The sequence below is a fragment of the Aeromonas sp. 95A genome, from assembly GCF_051919235.1.
GTDB classification, from domain to species: Bacteria; Pseudomonadota; Gammaproteobacteria; order Enterobacterales; family Aeromonadaceae; genus Aeromonas; species Aeromonas veronii.
Map to the genome: position 1 here is coordinate 340,546 of NZ_JBQBFC010000001.1, position 16,321 is coordinate 356,866.

The 16,321-nt window shown below is 59.3% G+C and carries 16 protein-coding genes and 1 pseudogene; 10 read left to right on the forward strand and 7 right to left on the reverse strand.

Going from position 1 to position 16,321, the window contains the following annotated elements; genetic code table 11:
- Positions 1-74: 74 nt before the first annotated feature.
- Both ACTG2U_RS01495 and pdxY read left to right on the forward strand, forming a co-directional pair.
- Positions 75-851: a DUF429 domain-containing protein gene (locus tag ACTG2U_RS01495; RefSeq protein WP_439973919.1), complete on the forward strand. Its 777-nt coding sequence runs from the start codon at positions 75-77 to the stop codon at positions 849-851.
- Positions 852-1,024: 173 nt separating this feature from the next.
- Positions 1,025-1,888, forward strand: coding sequence for a pyridoxal kinase PdxY (gene pdxY / locus ACTG2U_RS01500; RefSeq protein WP_429067734.1), 864 nt, complete (start codon positions 1,025-1,027; stop codon positions 1,886-1,888).
- A 107-nt stretch (positions 1,889-1,995) separates the two neighbouring features.
- On the opposite strand, the gene ACTG2U_RS01505 is transcribed toward pdxY, so the two are convergent.
- The 4 genes and pseudogenes from ACTG2U_RS01505 to ACTG2U_RS01520 form a co-directional block, all read right to left on the reverse strand.
- Complete coding sequence (locus tag ACTG2U_RS01505; RefSeq protein ID WP_439973920.1) at positions 1,996-3,114, reverse strand: glycerol dehydrogenase; 1,119 nt, start codon at positions 3,112-3,114, stop codon at positions 1,996-1,998.
- A 298-nt stretch (positions 3,115-3,412) separates the two neighbouring features.
- Entirely contained in the window at positions 3,413-3,919 is a 507-nt protein-coding gene (locus tag ACTG2U_RS01510) for an N-acetyltransferase family protein (RefSeq protein ID WP_439975099.1), read from the reverse strand.
- 96 nt (positions 3,920-4,015) lie between these two features.
- Positions 4,016-4,402, reverse strand: a pseudogene (locus ACTG2U_RS01515) (NUDIX hydrolase); the annotation flags it as partial.
- Positions 4,399-4,977 carry a class IV adenylate cyclase gene (locus ACTG2U_RS01520; protein ID WP_439973921.1) on the reverse strand — a complete coding sequence of 193 codons (579 nt, stop codon included), beginning with the start codon at positions 4,975-4,977 and terminating at the stop codon, positions 4,399-4,401. The pseudogene ACTG2U_RS01515 and the gene ACTG2U_RS01520, both read right to left, overlap by 4 nt.
- Positions 4,978-5,276: 299 nt before the next feature.
- Between ACTG2U_RS01520 and ACTG2U_RS01525 the strand changes: the two genes are divergently transcribed.
- Entirely contained in the window at positions 5,277-6,122 is an 846-nt protein-coding gene (locus tag ACTG2U_RS01525; RefSeq protein WP_103251154.1) for a DUF5718 family protein, read from the forward strand.
- A 57-nt stretch (positions 6,123-6,179) separates the two neighbouring features.
- A complete protein-coding gene (locus ACTG2U_RS01530) occupies positions 6,180-6,620 on the forward strand; it encodes an acetyltransferase (RefSeq protein ID WP_103251155.1) in 441 nt (146 codons plus the stop codon).
- Positions 6,621-6,698: 78 nt separating this feature from the next.
- Here the strand turns inward: ACTG2U_RS01530 and ACTG2U_RS01535 are convergent, their stop codons facing one another.
- From ACTG2U_RS01535 to ACTG2U_RS01545, 3 genes are all read right to left on the reverse strand, one after another.
- The gene (locus ACTG2U_RS01535; RefSeq protein ID WP_005361103.1) at positions 6,699-7,019 is read right to left on the reverse strand and encodes a DUF4377 domain-containing protein; all 321 of its coding nucleotides are present in this window, start codon (positions 7,017-7,019) and stop codon (positions 6,699-6,701) included.
- Between the two features lie 92 nt (positions 7,020-7,111).
- Positions 7,112-8,398 (reverse strand): citrate synthase, encoded by a 1,287-nt coding sequence (locus ACTG2U_RS01540; RefSeq protein ID WP_005333572.1) that lies wholly within the window; start codon positions 8,396-8,398, stop codon positions 7,112-7,114.
- A gap of 177 nt (positions 8,399-8,575) precedes the next feature.
- On the reverse strand, positions 8,576-8,776 hold the full coding sequence (locus tag ACTG2U_RS01545) for a hypothetical protein (protein ID WP_124929313.1): 201 nt from the start codon (positions 8,774-8,776) through the stop codon (positions 8,576-8,578).
- 64 nt (positions 8,777-8,840) lie between these two features.
- Here ACTG2U_RS01545 and sdhC point away from each other — a divergent pair, with 64 nt between their 5' ends.
- The 6 genes from sdhC to odhB all read left to right on the forward strand — a co-directional run bounded on the left by sdhC (position 8,841) and on the right by odhB (position 16,206).
- Positions 8,841-9,218 (forward strand): succinate dehydrogenase cytochrome b556 subunit, encoded by a 378-nt coding sequence (sdhC, locus tag ACTG2U_RS01550; RefSeq protein WP_021231296.1) that lies wholly within the window; start codon positions 8,841-8,843, stop codon positions 9,216-9,218.
- The gene (sdhD, locus tag ACTG2U_RS01555; RefSeq protein ID WP_236562494.1) at positions 9,212-9,556 is read left to right on the forward strand and encodes a succinate dehydrogenase, hydrophobic membrane anchor protein; all 345 of its coding nucleotides are present in this window, start codon (positions 9,212-9,214) and stop codon (positions 9,554-9,556) included. The genes sdhC and sdhD overlap by 7 nt, the downstream gene beginning before the upstream one ends.
- Before the next feature lies 1 nt (position 9,557).
- Positions 9,558-11,324, forward strand: a complete 1,767-nt coding sequence (gene sdhA, locus ACTG2U_RS01560) for a succinate dehydrogenase flavoprotein subunit (RefSeq protein WP_139471773.1) — start codon at positions 9,558-9,560, stop codon at positions 11,322-11,324.
- 16 nt (positions 11,325-11,340) lie between these two features.
- A complete protein-coding gene (locus ACTG2U_RS01565) occupies positions 11,341-12,057 on the forward strand; it encodes a succinate dehydrogenase iron-sulfur subunit (RefSeq protein WP_005333549.1) in 717 nt (238 codons plus the stop codon).
- A gap of 115 nt (positions 12,058-12,172) precedes the next feature.
- A complete protein-coding gene (gene sucA, locus ACTG2U_RS01570) occupies positions 12,173-14,980 on the forward strand; it encodes a 2-oxoglutarate dehydrogenase E1 component (protein WP_005333548.1) in 2,808 nt (935 codons plus the stop codon).
- Positions 14,981-15,015: 35 nt separating this feature from the next.
- The gene (gene odhB / locus ACTG2U_RS01575) at positions 15,016-16,206 is read left to right on the forward strand and encodes a 2-oxoglutarate dehydrogenase complex dihydrolipoyllysine-residue succinyltransferase (protein ID WP_043824260.1); all 1,191 of its coding nucleotides are present in this window, start codon (positions 15,016-15,018) and stop codon (positions 16,204-16,206) included.
- The last annotated feature ends 115 nt before the right edge of the window (positions 16,207-16,321 follow it).

Here is a 16,321-nt window from a genome sequence, read left to right on the forward strand (position 1 = left end):
TCGCTTTGCGTTAAGGGCCTCTGCTGATTACCCTGTGCCTCTTGCAACTTGTGACAGGCAAACAGAGGTAATTGATGACGGCAGGGCAGATGAGTGCAATCGGGATCGGCTGGGATGTGCGTGGCTGGCAGGGCAGTGCCCAGGCGGTGGCCGTGGTGGGCTGGCAGGCCGAATCCAACCGCCTGCACTGGCTCGGGGTGTCGCCGCTGTTTCGCCTGAGCTCGCGGGTGGCACCGGATCTGGCCGCCCTGCTGCGTCCGGCCCTGCAAAACGAGCTGACCCTGATGCAGGTAGAAGCCTGCCCGCAACTGGCACTCGGTATCGATGCGCCGCTCGCCTTTCCCCGCGCCTTGCGGGATCTGCTCAACGGTCAGCCACATAGCTGCGCCGCTCCCGAGCGGGAGATAGACAACCCCTACGCCTATCGCGACTGCGAGCGCTGGCTGTATCAGCAGTACGGCAAGAAGCCGCTGTCGGCCACCTTCGATCGGCTCGGTAACAACGCCACTCTGGCGCTCTCCATGCTGCCGCGGCTCTCGGATCTGCAACTGGTGCCGACCGTTGCCCCGAAGGCCAGTCGTGCCGTGCTGGAGGTCTATCCGGCATTGGCCAAAGTGGGCGGCAAGGCCTCCCCGGCACGGCCCGAGCTGGCGGCGCAGCTGCCTGCGGATGTGCTGGTCGGCACTGATCGCTACGATGCGGCGCTCTGTGCCCTGATGGCGCTGCAATATGCCGCTGGTGGCAAGGTGACGGTATTGCCTGAGCTGATTTCGCCACCCAGTGACATGCCGTGTGATGAGGGATGGGTCTATCACTTTGCCCGTCATGCTGTAGAGCAGAGCGGCATGTGACGACGGGGACGCGGCACATCATGGCGCCGCTCACCCTGTGGACGCGGGCCAAATGGCGCAAAAAACCTATCTTTAGTCAGGAAATTGCCTGTTCATCTCGCGCCAAGGTGGCGCATCGTTATCTTCATCCGATATATTGCCCACCTTGCTGATCCTTTGCTGTGGTATTCCCGATGAAATCCGTTCTCTCTATTCAGTCCCACGTGGTCTTTGGTTGTGCCGGCAACAGCGCGGCCGTCTTCCCCATGCGCCGCCTCGGCATGGATGTATGGCCCATCAACACGGTGCAGTTTTCCAACCACACCCAATATGCCCAGGGGTGGCAGGGGATGGCGATGCCGGCGGGTCATATCAGTGCGCTGGTGAAAGGATTGGGCAATATCGAGGTGTTGAGCCACTGTGACGCCGTGCTGAGCGGCTACCTTGGCTCCGCCGAGCAGGGGGACGAGATCCTGACCGTGGTCAACGCCGTCAAGGCGGCCAACCCCGATGCCATCTACTTCTGCGACCCTGTGATGGGTCACCCGGAGAAGGGGTGCATCGTTGCCCCCGGCGTCACCCGTTTCCTGACCGAGCAGGCGCTGCCGGTGGCCGACATGATGGCCCCCAACCTGCTGGAGCTGGAGACCCTCTGTGATACCCATCTGGCTGATCTGGATCAGACCCGCGCGGCTGCCCATCAGCTGCTGGCCCGCGGCGTCAAGCTGGTGCTGGTCAAGCATCTCGGTCGTGCGGCAGAGGACTCCAGCCGCTTCGAGATGCTGCTGGCGACCCCGCAAGGGGATTACCTGATTGCCCGTCCGCTCTATGACTTTGCCCGCCAGCCGGTGGGGGTTGGCGATCTTATCAGCGCCCTGATGCTGGCGAATTTGCTGGCCGGTCACGATGCGGTCAGCGCGTTCGAGCGCACCAACGCCTCGGTGGATGCGGTGCTGCAGGAGACCTGGCGCCAGCAGGCTTACGAGCTGCAACTCATCGCCGCGCAAGATGCCTTCGCCCTGCCAGAGGTTGAAGTGCGAGCGGTGAAACTCCCCTGAGTCAACGCGGACTTTCGTCTATCCCGACAAGAGGGTGGGATGCAGATTAAAAAGGCTTGCCAATGGGCAAGCCTTTTTACTGTTTGCCTGTTTAGTGCGGCAAGCAATCAGATGCGGGGATGGCGGAGGCGATAACGCTCAGCCATAGCATTAGCTGCCACCATGGCGGCGTAGACATCCTGTTCACTCACTGTCATCGGCATGTTGCCCATGGTATCGAGGGGATCGCAGGCCAGCTGCGCTACCTTGCGCCACTCGCTTTCATCAAAGTGGGAGAGCCCCAGCTCTTGCAGCGTCATGGGCAGACCTGCACAGTCTATGATGCGAAACACCTCATCAAGCTCATGTTGCGGGGCGCGCTCAAGCACGAGTTGGGTCAGCAGGCCGAAGACCACCTTCTCGCCATGCTGGGCGCGATGGAGCTCCGGGATCAGTGACATGCCGTTGTTGACGGCATGAGCGGCGGCCAGTCCACCGGCTTCTGCGCCGACCCCGCTGAGGTAGATGGTGGCCTCGATGACCTGCTCCAGCGCCGGAGTCGAGACATGGTGGCGTATCGCATCCATGGCCAGCTCGATGTTCTCACCAAGCAGCTCGTAACAGAGCTGTGCCAGACCAAGGCCCGTGCGTGAAGGACGCTTGCCGACCAGATTGAGCCCGTCCGACCGATAGCAGGCGCGCGCCTCGAAATAGGTGGCCAGGGCATCACCAACGCCAGCGGAAAAGAAGCGGGGAGGGGCGGCGGCAATGATGGCCGTGTCAGCCAGCACCACGTCCGGATTTTGCGGCAGGAACAGATAGCGCTCAAATTCCCCCGCCTGGTTGTAGATCACCGCCAGTGCCGTGCAGGGGGCATCTGTGGAGGCAATCGTCGGGAACAGCACAACCGGACGGCGCAGATAGAAGGCCACGGCCTTGGCGACATCCAGCGTCTTGCCGCCGCCGATCCCGACAATCACGTTCGCACCATATTGCTCTGCAAGGTGGGTCAGGCGGTGGATCTCCTGTTCGGTGCATTCGTAGCGAAACTTGTCGACCACTCCCCTGAGGCCTGCCTGCAGGAGCCCCGCCAAAGCTTCTTCCCGTACCCGCTCCAGAATGAACTCATCGCTGATGAGCAACGCATAGTCACCAAAATCTTTAACGTGCTCATGGAGTTGCGGGAGAAGGTGTTGACCGATGATGAACTTTTTGGGGGAGGTAACTGTACGGGGCAAAGTGGGCATCCATTATTCCTCAAGGCAGTGAACAACATAGATTTGATTATCTAATGGGTCTCTCACGATACGCCTGATGAGGCAATAGATGAAGAAGAAAAGGGGGACGTTTTAATCATTAATTAATCTTTCTGTTTGTTTGGTTGTATTTTGGGGCGAACGATTGGCGGTGTTGAGGCATACAGGAGCAATGGCTCTATCGTGGCAATCCGTCGCAAGCCATATTGCTGCAACAAACAGTCACGCTGGCAACAAGCAGGGCCGCTTGGTGCGGCCCTGCTGTATTTGGATAAGGGATAGGGGATGGTCAGAGCGGTTTGTAGAAGATGACGGTCGCAGCAAGGGAGCCATCGGCGTTGCGTGCAAAGCTCGGGATCTGGCCCGCTTCCAGATAGCCGAGTTGACGATAGAGGTGGGAGGCCACATCACCGGCGCGAGTATCCAGCACCAGCAGCGAACGGCCCGCGGCATGGGCGCCTTGTTCCAAGGCCTGCATCAGCGCACGACCGACACCTTTACCTCTCGCCGTTTGCAGTACCATCAGTTTTTCCACTTCGGCCCGGTGGCGACCGTTGGCCTTGCCACAGAGCGCGAGCTGAATCGCTCCCACGAGCTGTTGTTGCTCAAGGGCAAGCCACAGCTTTCGGTGACCTGCCGCTAGATCCGCTTCAATTCCTTGCCAGTAGCGGGCAGATTCCTCCGTGGTCAGCGGTGGTAAAAAACCGACCGAGGCGCCGCTATCGACACAATCTTGCAGCAGGGTGATGAGCGCTCTTTGATAGGTCGCTGCGCTATTAACTTCCACAATGTCCATCTGACATCCTTGTCGTTGCGCTGTTATGTGGCTGATTGCCACCGTTGGTGAATTTGAGGTGGATACGTATGCTTGCCGCAAGCACGGCTTGTCAGCGATCAGCCCCTGCTCAACCAGCCAGGTAAACAGCAAGCGGGAGACGGGGGAGAGCTCATCGAGGTGAGAGCTGTCGAGCCAGCGCAGCTCGGCAATTTCTGCCGAGGCGATCGGGGTGCCGCTTGTTTCGCCGGTGTAACAGCGCAGTCTCACCTCGACTCCTGCCGGTTTGCCATCGGCCTGAGCGCTGAACTCGCAGACAAAGCGCAGGGTATCGGGTTGCAGGGTGACAGCCAGCTCCTCTTCAATCTCGCGGATCAGTGCCGCCTCGTCGCTCTCGCCCGGTTCCCGCTTGCCGCCTGGGATGTAATAGATGTCCTTGCCGTGGGAGCGGGCGCAGAGCAGCTGCTGATCTTTAAAGGTGAGCCAGGCGAGTTTGTCGATCATTGAGTTGCATCCTCTGGTTGTGTGGTGTGTATTGCCTGCATGTGCAGGGTGCGGTAGGAGCGAGGCTCCTGCGCATCGGGAGAAAGTCCCAACTGATCTGCCAGCGCGAGCAGTTGCTGGCGAAATTCAGGCAGGCGTGCCTCGTCATCGGTCATGATGGCGAGCTCGGCAAAATCCCCGATCTCGGCCAGATGATCCAGGGTGACGTGAAACGGGCCAATGAAGTAGATGCTGCGCCTTTTGGTGATCACGAGTATCTGCCGGTAGTTCATGGTGAGGAGCATGTTGGCAACCTTGTCCGCATCATTGATATTGACCGCCTCGCAGCGATCCGACTCGGGCCCCTTGACGATCCAGAGCTGGATGCCGGAGGGCTGCATGGTGCGGATAGCCAGACTTTTGCCAGCTCGGGCAAGGGCATCATCCGGGGTGTCGAAGTAGCGATCCTGCTCCAGATTATCCTCCAGCATGATCTCCGGATTGAGGGCGAGCAGTGCCTTGAGGAAGGCGGGGCGATCCGTCAGCTGATATTTGAACTCGACTTCGAAGCGGCCCTGAAAGTGCGCCTGTGACATCAAGAAGATCCCTCTGTGAGCCTGTGTGGCAGGCAGCCTAACAAAGATGAAGTTGAGTCCCAAGGAGAAAGAGGGGAGATGCCGGAAACGCACTGTTTCCAGCGCGGTGACCGCGTATCTGAATGAGTGCGCAATGGCTGGTTCGCCACAGCCTTCTCGTCCCTAAAAAAGCGGACTGGCGCACATCACGACAGGGCCGGACTGGGCGAAGGCGGGGTCCTTGTGGTTTAATCTTGCCACTTTAGCGGTAGTAGGCGACGAGCCTGCTACCTTGCGTTGGCAAGATGCAGGTGAGCAAGATGCAGATAGCAGCAGAGAGCAAGTTTATCGGACTCGGGGTCGCGGGCAATTTCGCCGGTCATCTGGAGCAGGCGGGTGAAGCGTCGGACTTCGTAGCGGTAGTCGTGCGCGACACCACGGCGCCCAAGGCGCTGTTTCCCTTTTTCGTGCCGGGCCATCCGGGTCAGCTCGGGGTATTCCCGTTGAGCGACAAGGCGATCTTCCTGCCGGAAGCGGCGGTCAGCGGTGACGAGAAGGTGCAGATCGAGCCGGAAGTAGCCCTCTGGTGCGAGCTGGAGTATGCCGACAAGCAGGTGGTGGCGATCCATCCCCGTGCCTTTGGTGCCTATAACGACTGCTCCATCCGTCGTCCCAACGCCAAGAAGATCAGCGAGAAGAAGAACTGGGGCGAAGAGAGCAAGGGGCTGGCGGACAAGCTGCTGCCGCTTTCCGGTTTTGCCGCCGGTTGCGAGCTTGATGACTATCGTATCGCCTGCTATCTGGAGCGGGACGGTGAGCTGCACGCCTACGGGGTAGACAGCGCCGCCATCGACTACAGCTACTTCCACGGCAAGCTGCTCGACTGGGCCATCGACAAGTTCAATCATCAGCAGGATGAAGGGCCGGCGGAGCACATTCAGGGACTGCTGGCGCAGGCGGGACATCCTCCCCATGCGCTCATCAGTATCGGTGCCACCCGCTATACCCCGTTTGGCGAGACCCACTTCCTCAAACCGGGCGACACCTCCTGCGTAGTGGTCTACCCGGGCAGCCGTTATAGCGAAGCGGATATTCGCGAAGCGATCCGCAGCCGCAACTTTGGCGCTGATATGTCGGTGCTGTTGCAGGCGGTGCAGGCGCGCTAATCACCGTTGTCAGCGGGAAGGTGTCTCTTCCCGCTGGTTATCATATCGAGTCATTTCATGACGATTGTTCCGGTATCCCGGGCCGATTATCCGGCCATGATCGATCTGTGGGAGGCCTCTGTTCGGGCGACCCACCACTTCCTGCCCGAGGCCGAGATCCTCGCGCTTAAACCGCTTATTCTGGAGCACTACTTCGATGCGGTGACACTGCACAGTGCCCGCACAAAAGAGGGGCAGATTACGGGTTTTAGCGGAGTGTACGAGGGCAAGCTGGAGATGCTGTTTGTGGCTCCCGGGGCGCGCGGTAGTGGCGTGGGGCGTTTGCTGGTGGCCCATGCCATCACGCAGGGCGGCGCGACGCAGGTTGACGTCAACGAGCAGAACGAACAGGCGGTGGGCTTCTATCTGAAGATGGGATTCACCGTGACGGGTCGCTCGCCGCTGGATGATCAGGGCAAGCCCTATCCGCTGCTGCATATGGCGCTGGCGCCGACCTGATCGTGCCTGATGAGGCGCAGTACCCATAAACCAACGGGGGATGGCATCAGCCATCCCCCGTTTTTTTGATCGTGTTTGTTACTTGCTGGCGACCTTGTTCACTACCTTGATCAGCTGATAGCGCACGGAGGGGGCATCGGCCGGCACATCGGTGAGCTGCTCCTTGCTGACTGTGAGCTGATAGCGATAGCCCGGCTCGAACTGGAAACCTTCAATATTCTGGTAGAACAGCGTCCAGGGCTGCTGCTCATCACTGCGAACCTGCATGCACTGCATCGGGCCAACTCCGACGCAATCGACCAGCTGGCTGTTGATATAGAGGGTCTCCCCCTGTGACGATACGGGGGCGCTCTGGCAGGCGGTCAGCAGCAAGGCTGCGCTGATAAACAGTGGTTTCATAATGGACTCCTTAACGCGAAAGGGGGCATTAGAGCGGCAAACAAAAAGGCGGTCAATGACCGCCTTTGTAACAAACCATATCAGCGCAGTGGTTAGCGCTGCTCGAGTGGAGTGAACTCGCGCAGCGGGTGGCCTACGTAGAGCTGGCGTGGACGACCAATCTTGCTGTCCGGGTCTGAGTGGAACTCGTTCCAGTGTGCAATCCAGCCGATGGTGCGGGAGATGGCGAAGATCACGGTGAACATGCTCATCGGGATGCCGATCGCCTTCATGATGATGCCGGAGTAGAAGTCTACGTTCGGGTAGAGTTTCTTCTCGACGAAGTAGGGGTCGGAGAGCGCAATACGCTCCAGCTCCATGGCCACGTCCAGCAGCGGATCCTTGATCTGCAGCTCGGTCAGTACTTCGTGGCAGGTTTCGCGCATCACGGTGGCACGAGGGTCGTGGTTTTTGTAGACACGGTGACCGAAGCCCATCAGACGGAACGGATCATTCTTGTCCTTGGCCTTGGCGATGTACTCGGGGATGCGATCCACCGAGCCGATCTCTTCCAGCATGCGCAGGCAGGCTTCGTTGGCACCACCGTGGGCCGGTCCCCACAGGGAGGCGATCCCCGCGGCGATACAGGCGAACGGGTTGGCACCGGAGGAGCCAGCCAGACGAACGGTGGAGGTGGAGGCGTTCTGCTCGTGATCCGCATGGAGGGTAAAGATACGATCCATGGCGCGTTCAACGATAGGATTGACCTTGTACTCTTCGGTCGGCACGCCAAACATCATGTGCAGGAAGTTACCGGCATAGGAGAGGGCGTTACGCGGCTGCATGAACGGCTGGCCGATGGAGTACTTGTAACACATGGCGGCCAGAGTCGGCATCTTGGAGAGCAGACGGAAGGCACAGATCTCGCGATGCTGCTCGTTATTGATGTCGAGGGCATCATGATAGAAGGCGGAGAGGGCGCTGACCACACCGCACATGATGGCCATGGGGTGGGAGTCGCGACGGAAGCCGCGGAAGAAGAAGGCGATCTGCTCGTGCACCATGGTGTGGCGGGTGACCAGGCGTTCGAATTCGGCATATTGCGCCTTGGTCGGCGCTTCGCCGTACAACAGGATATAGCAGACTTCCAGATAGGTGGCCTGAGTGGCCAACTGGGCGATGGGGTAACCACGGTGCAGCAAGACACCCTGATCCCCGTCAATGTAGGTAATGGCAGATTTGCAAGAACCGGTGGCCATAAAACCGGGGTCAAAGGTGAAATACCCCTGTGATCCCAATTTTCTGACATCGATGACATCCGGGCCGATGGTGCCGGAGAGGATCGGCAGTTCGACCGGATCTTTTCCGGGCAGGTGTAGGGTGGCTATCTTATCAGCCATAGCACGTCTCCTTTGCTCTTTATAATTTGGTTCCAGTCCTACTCTATTACGACTTTTATGACGCTGGCAAAGGTTGTTACCCATACCGAAGTGGCTGGAGCGCCTTATTTGAAACAGAGTTCCTTATCAATGTCAATTTTGCTGGAACCCCATTAATGGCATTAATGAAATGTTAAATTAAATATGCGATCGAGTTTGCGGTTTTGTGTTTTCTTTGTAGCTAATTGATTGTCTTCGGTTAAGGCCGCCGATATACTGCGCCACGTGGGTCATGGCTGCGGGTGTTTGAAACGCTTTGGCAAAGCCTGATGTGAAACCGAAAACTCGCGTTTTGGCTTTTTCAGAGTGTTTTGGTAACAAAAAACCAACAATCACCATTCCGTGCCCTCAAGTGTGAGTTAAAACAATAACTAACGTGCTCAATGGAGCTGAGTGGGCAAGCGTGAAAAACAAACAGAGACCGGTCAACCTCGACCTACAGACGATCAGCTTTCCTGTCACTGCCATTGCATCCATCCTGCACCGTGTTTCAGGGGTCATTACCTTTGTTGCACTGGGCATCTTGCTGTGGATGCTTGGTACTTCACTCGCCTCTCCCGAAGGGTTTGCAACCGTGGTTGCCATCATGGACAACTTCCTGGTCAAACTCGTGCTGTGGGGGATCCTGACTGCGCTGGCATACCACATTGTGGGCGGCTTGCGTCATCTGGTCATGGATATGGGCTATTGGGAAGAGCTGGAATCCGGCAATCAGAGCGCCCGCGTGGCCTTCGTGATCACCGCGATCCTGGCTGTATTGGCGGGAGTGCTTGTATGGTAACCAATTCTGCAACCTTCGGGCGCAGCGGCGTTCATGATTACATCCTGATCCGCGCCACCGCCCTCATCATGACCTGTTATGTCCTCTATCTGGTGGGCTTTGTCGCGTTCAACGACATCACCTACGATGTGTGGGCAGGCTTCTTCGCCAAAACATTCACCAAGGTATTCACCCTGTTGACCCTGCTCTGCGTACTGATCCATGCCTGGATTGGTCTGTGGCAGGTGCTGACTGACTATATCAAGCCGGTAGGGCTGCGCGGGGCGCTGCAATTTGCCCTGGTCGTGGTGCTGTTTGTCTATCTGATGACGGGTTTCGTCGTGCTGTGGGGTGTGTAAGGTGACTATTCCAACTCGTGAATTTGATGCGGTGGTGATTGGTGCCGGTGGTGCCGGTATGCGCGCCGCGCTGCAGATTGCCCAGTCCGGCAAGAGCTGCGCTCTGTTGTCCAAGGTTTTTCCAACCCGTTCTCACACTGTCTCCGCCCAGGGCGGGATCACGGTTGCGCTGGGCAATGCCCACGATGACAACTGGCAGTGGCATATGTATGACACGGTAAAAGGTTCCGATTACATCGGTGATCAGGAAGCCATCGAGTACATGTGCAAAACCGGCCCCGAGGCTATCTATGAGCTGGAGAACATGGGGCTGCCCTTCTCCCGTTTCGACAACGGGTCTGTCTACCAGCGTCCGTTTGGTGGTCAGTCCAAGAATTTCGGTGGCGAGCAGGCTGCCCGTACTGCGGCTGCGGCCGACCGTACCGGTCACGCCCTGCTGCACACCCTTTACCAACAGAACGTCAAGAACAAGACCACCGTCTTCTCCGAGTGGTATGCGCTGGATCTGGTGAAGAACCAGGATGGCCATGTGGTGGGTTGTACCGCCATCGATATGGAGAGCGGCGAGGTCGTCTACTTCAAGGCCAAGGCCACCGTGCTGGCCACCGGCGGTGCCGGTCGTATCTACCAGTCCACCACCAACGCCCACATCAATACAGGTGACGGTGTCGGTATGGCGCTGCGTGCCGGCGTCGGCGTGCAGGACATGGAGATGTGGCAGTTCCACCCGACCGGCATCGCCGGGGCAGGGGTGCTGGTAACCGAAGGCTGCCGTGGTGAAGGTGGCTATCTGCTCAATAAAGATGGCGAGCGCTTCATGGAGCGTTACGCGCCAAATGCCAAGGACTTGGCCGGTCGCGACGTGGTGGCCCGCTCCATCATGATCGAGATCCGTGAAGGCCGTGGCTGCGATGGTCCCTGGGGCCCGCACATCAAGCTCAAGCTGGATCACCTCGGCAAAGAGGTGCTGGAATCCCGTCTGCCGGGCATCTGCGAACTCTCCCGCACCTTCGCCCACGTGGATCCGGTCAAAGAGCCGATCCCGATCATCCCGACCTGCCACTACATGATGGGCGGCGTGCCGACCAACGTGAATGGCCAGTGCCTGACCCAGGACAAGAACGGCAACGACGTGCCGGTGGTCGGTCTGTTTGCGGTGGGTGAAATTGCCTGCGTCTCGGTGCACGGAGCCAACCGTCTGGGCGGCAACTCCCTGCTGGATCTGGTGGTGTTCGGCCGCGCGGCCGGCATGCATCTGGTCAACACCCTGGGCGAGATGGATCACGGCCGCGATGCCTCCGAGTCGGATCTCGATGCTGCACTGGCCCGCTTCAACCGCTGGGAAAATACCCGTAACGGCGAAGACCCGGTGCAGATCCGCAAAGACCTGCAGCGCTGCATGCAGAACAACTTCTCCGTATTCCGCGAAGGTGCGGCGATGGCAGAAGGGTTGGCCGAGCTCAAGGTTATCCGCGAGCGCCTCAAGTCAGCCCGTCTGGATGACACCTCCAAAGAGTTCAACACCCAGCGCATCGAGTGCCTGGAGCTGGACAACCTGATGGAGACGGCGTTTGCCACGGCGGTTGCCGCCAACTTCCGTACCGAGAGTCGCGGTGCTCACTGCCGTTTCGACTTCCCGGATCGCGACGATGAGAACTGGCTGTGCCACAGCCTCTATCATCCGGACACCGAGTCCATGACCCGTCGCGCTGTCAACATGTCACCCAAGACCCGTGAGGCGTTCCCGCCCAAGGTCCGGACTTACTGATTGCGGAGCCAGCCCAATGAACGTCACATTCTCTGTCTACAGATACAATCCGGATGTTGATAACGTCCCCCATATGAAGGAATATCGTCTTGATATTCCTGAAGGTTCCGACATGATGGTGCTCGACGCACTGATCCAGTTGAAAGAGCTGGATCCCACGCTCGCCTTCCGCCGCTCTTGCCGCGAAGGGGTCTGTGGATCAGATGGTCTCAACATGAATGGCAAGAACGGTCTTGCCTGTATCACCCCGCTCTCCGACCTGCTGAAGAAGGGCAATAACGTCGTTATCCGCCCCTTGCCCGGCCTGCCGGTGATCCGTGATCTGGTGATCGACATGACCCAGTTCTACACCCAGTGGGAGAAGGTCAAACCCTTCCTCATCAATGATGACAAGTTGCCGCCGGTGCGTGAGCACCTGCAATCCCCCGAAGAGCGCGCCAAGCTTGACGGCCTGTACGAGTGCATTCTCTGTGCCTGCTGCTCCACTTCGTGCCCCTCCTTCTGGTGGAATCCCGACAAGTTCATCGGTCCGGCCGGGCTACTCGCCGCCTACCGCTGGCTGGCTGACAGCCGCGACACCGCGACCACCGAACGATTGGGGAATCTGGACGACGCATTCAGCGTGTTCCGCTGCCATGGCATCATGAACTGCGTGAACGTCTGTCCGAAAGGCTTGAACCCGACCAAGGCGATTGGCCAGATCAAGTCGATGTTGCTCAATCGGGCTGTTTAGTATCAGGGCCGGCCAGGTGCTGGCCCGACCTCTGGATAGCCATCCGACCCGTGGCAGGATGGCTATTTGACCCCTACAAGCTGCGCAGCAGTAACAAGAAGTACAAGGGATAGAAATGCATAACGGCGTGATGAAGGCCTGGTTGGAGTCATCTCACCTGGCTGGTGCGAATGCAAGCTATATCGAGGATTTGTACGAATCCTTCCTGGAAAATCCTGACTCCGTGTCCGACGAGTGGCGCAGCCTGTTTAGCGAGCTGCCCCAGGTCAATGGCCATGCGGTTGAACAACCCCACTCCCAGGTCCGCGATTATTTCCGTCGTCTGGCCAAGGATCCCTCTCGCTACAGTGCCCCCGTCTCCGATCCGCAAGTGGATGCCAAGCAGGTGCGGGTATTGCAGCTGATCAACGCCTTCCGTTTCCGTGGTCACCAGAATGCCAATCTGGACCCGCTGGGCCTGTGGCAGCGTGAAACCGTTGCCGAACTGGATCCTGCGTTCCACAACCTGCAGGGCGCAGATATGGAGGCCACCTTCAATGTGGGCTCCTACGCCATCGGTCGCGAGACCATGGTGCTCTCCGACCTCTACGCCTCGCTGAAGAAGACCTATTGCGGCAGCATAGGCGCCGACTACATGCACCTCACCTCCACGGAAGAGAAGCGCTGGCTGCAACAGCGTCTCGAATCCATTGAAGGGAAGGGGAGCTACACCCTCGAAGAGAAGACCCGTTTCCTCGAGAGCCTGACCGCCGCCGAAGGGCTGGAGAAATATCTGGGCGCCAAGTTCCCGGGAGCCAAGCGCTTCTCGCTGGAAGGTGGCGACGCCATGATCCCCATGCTCAAGGAGCTGATCCGTCGCGCCGGTGAGCAGGGCTGCAAAGAGGCCGTTATCGGTATGGCACACCGCGGTCGCCTCAACGTGCTGATCAACGTGCTCGGTAAACGGGCGCAGGACCTGTTCGACGAGTTTGCCGGTAAGCATGGCGAATCCTGGGGCACCGGTGATGTGAAGTACCATATGGGCTTCTCCTCCGACTTCGCCACCCCGGGTGGCAACGTCCACCTTGCGCTGGCGTTCAACCCCTCTCACCTCGAGATTGTCAACCCTGTGGTTATCGGCTCAGTCCGTGCCCGGATGGATCGTCGCGGTGACAAGGATGGCTCCAGCGTGTTGCCCATCACCATTCACGGTGACTCGGCCATGGCCGGTCAGGGCGTGGTGGCCGAGACCTTCAACATGTCCCAGACCCGCGCCTATGGTGTCGGCGGGACGGTGCGCATCGTCATCAACAACCAGGTTGGTTTCACCACCTCCTATATCCGTGACCTGCGCTCCACCGAATATTGCACCGACATCGCCAAGGCGGTGCAGGCGCCGGTGCTGCACGTCAACGGGGATGATCCGGAAGCCGTGGTGCTGGTGACCCAGATTGCACTGGATTACCGCAATACCTTCAAACGCGACGTGGTGATCGAACTGGTCTGCTACCGTCGTCACGGTCACAACGAAGCGGACGAGCCGAGCGCGACTCAGCCGCTGATGTACCAGAAGATCAAGCAGCACCCGACCCCGCGCAAGATCTACGCCGATCAGCTGGTGGCCGAGGGGAGCCTCGCTCAGGAGCGGGCGACCGAACTGGTCAACGAGTATCGCGAAGCGCTGGATCGCGGCGAGCGGGTGAGCAAGGAGTGGCGGCCGATGGAGTTGCACTCCGTCGACTGGACCCCTTATCTGGGCCACGACTGGAACATGGCCTATGAGAGTGCAGTGCCGATGGATCACCTCAAGAGCCTCGGCGAGCGGGTGAGCCAGTATCCGGCGACCCACGTGCTGCAGCGTCAGGTCGAGAAGATTTACGAAGACCGCCGTCTGATGGCCGCTGGCGAGAAGCTGGTGGATTGGGGCTTTGCCGAGACCCTGGCCTACGCCACTCTGGTGGACAAGGGGTCCCGCATCCGCTTTACCGGTGAAGATTCCGGCCGTGGCACCTTCTTCCACCGCCACGCCGTGCTGCACAGCCAGACCGATGCCAGCACCTACACCCCGCTGTGCAACCTGCACGACGAGCAGGGCCCGTTCGAGGTGTATGACTCTGTGCTGACCGAGAACGCGGTACTGGCCTTTGAATATGGTTACGCCAGCGCCGAGCCGGCTGGCCTCACCATCTGGGAAGCCCAGTTCGGCGATTTCGCCAACTGTGCCCAGGTAGTGGTGGATCAGTTCCTCTCCTCCGGTGAGCAGAAGTGGGGCCGGATGTGCGGCCTGACCATGTTGCTGCCGCACGGTTACGAGGGGCAGGGGCCGGAGCACTCCTCCGCCCGTCTGGAGCGTTATCTGCAGATGTGTGCCCAGCACAACATGCAGGTGTGCGTGCCCTCTACCCCGGCGCAGGTGTTCCATATGCTGCGCCGTCAGGTCGTGCGCCCGATGCGCCGTCCGCTTATCGTGATGACGCCAAAATCCCTGCTGCGCCATCCGCTGGCGGTGAGCAAGCTCGAAGAGCTGGCGGAAGGTACTTTCCAGAACGCCATCGGCGAGATCGATGCGCTGGATCCGAAAGCAGTCAAGCGCGTGGTCTTCTGCTCTGGCAAGGTCTACTACGACCTGCTCGATGCCCGTCGCAAGGCCGAGCAGCAAGATGTGGCACTGGTGCGAATTGAGCAGCTCTACCCCTTCCCGGAAGAGGAAGTGCGCGCCATTCTGGCCGATTACAGCCACGTCACCGACTTTGTCTGGTGTCAGGAAGAGCCGCAGAACCAGGGCGCCTGGTACTGCACCCGTCACCACTACGATGGCGTGCTGCCAGCCGGAGCTACCCTGCGTTATGCCGGTCGCCCCGCGTCAGCCTCACCGGCCGTCGGTTACATGTCTGTCCACGCCAAGCAGCAAAAAGCCTTGGTGGAAGATGCCCTTACCCTGTAAAGCCTCTGGCATAGAAGTAAAAAGGAACTGATTGGATGACTATCGAAATCAAGGTACCGGATCTGCCGGAATCAGTGGCCGATGCCACTATCGCCACCTGGCACAAAAAACCGGGCGATCTGGTCGCCCGTGACGAAGTGCTGGTCGACATCGAGACCGACAAGGTGGTGCTGGAAGTGCCGGCACCGCAAGCCGGTGTGCTGGGGGATATTCTGCAAGGGGAAGGGGCGACTGTGTTGTCCCGTCAACTGATTGCCATCCTCACCGCCGCCCCGGTGGCCGGTGAAGAGACCAAAGAGAAACCCGCTGAAGCGGTGGCCGATGATGGTGCCGATGGCTTGAGCCCCTCGGTGCGCCGCCTGATTGGTGAGCACGACATCGATGTGACCAAGCTGACCGGTACCGGCAAGGGCGGTCGCATCACCAAGGATGATGTGGAAGCCTTCATCAAGGCCAAGAGCCAGCCTGCGGCAGCCGCACCGGTCGCCGCTGCCGCTCCGGCAGCCAAGGTTACTCCGCTGGGTGGTCGTACCGACAAGCGGGTACCGATGACCCGTCTGCGCAAGCGCATTGCCGAGCGTCTGCTGGAAGCGAAAAATACCACCGCCATGCTGACCACCTTCAACGAGGTCAACATGAAGCCCATCATGGATCTGCGCAAGCAGTACGGCGAGATCTTCGAGAAGAAGCACGGCATCAAGCTCGGCTTTATGTCCTTCTATGTGAAAGCGGTAGTGGAGTCCCTCAAGCGCTATCCGGAAGTGAATGCGGCACTCGATGGTGATGACGTGGTTTACCACAACTACTTCGACGTCAGTATCGCCGTCTCCACCCCCCGTGGTCTGGTGACGCCGGTGCTGCGCGACTGCGACAACATGAGCCTGGCGGACATCGAGAAGGCCATAAAGGATCTGGCGGGCAAGGGCCGTGACGGAAAGCTGACCGTGGATGAACTGACTGGCGGCAACTTCACCATCACCAACGGTGGCGTGTTCGGCTCCCTGATGTCCACCCCGATCATCAACCCGCCCCAGAGCGCCATTCTGGGGATGCACAAGATCCAGGATCGCCCGATGGCCGTTGACGGCAAGGTCGAGATCCTGCCGATGATGTATCTGGCGCTCTCCTACGATCACCGCCTCATCGACGGACGCGAATCGGTAGGCTTCCTGGTCTCCGTCAAGGAGCTGCTGGAAGACCCGACCCGTCTGTTGCTGGACGTCTAAGCCTGTGGCACCCGGGCAAGGGGTTTGCGCCCCGAGCAGGATGTGCTGCTGGACGTTTGAGTAATACCCGAGCGATTGAAAGATAACGAGGGGCCGCCCAGGCCCCCATTCACAG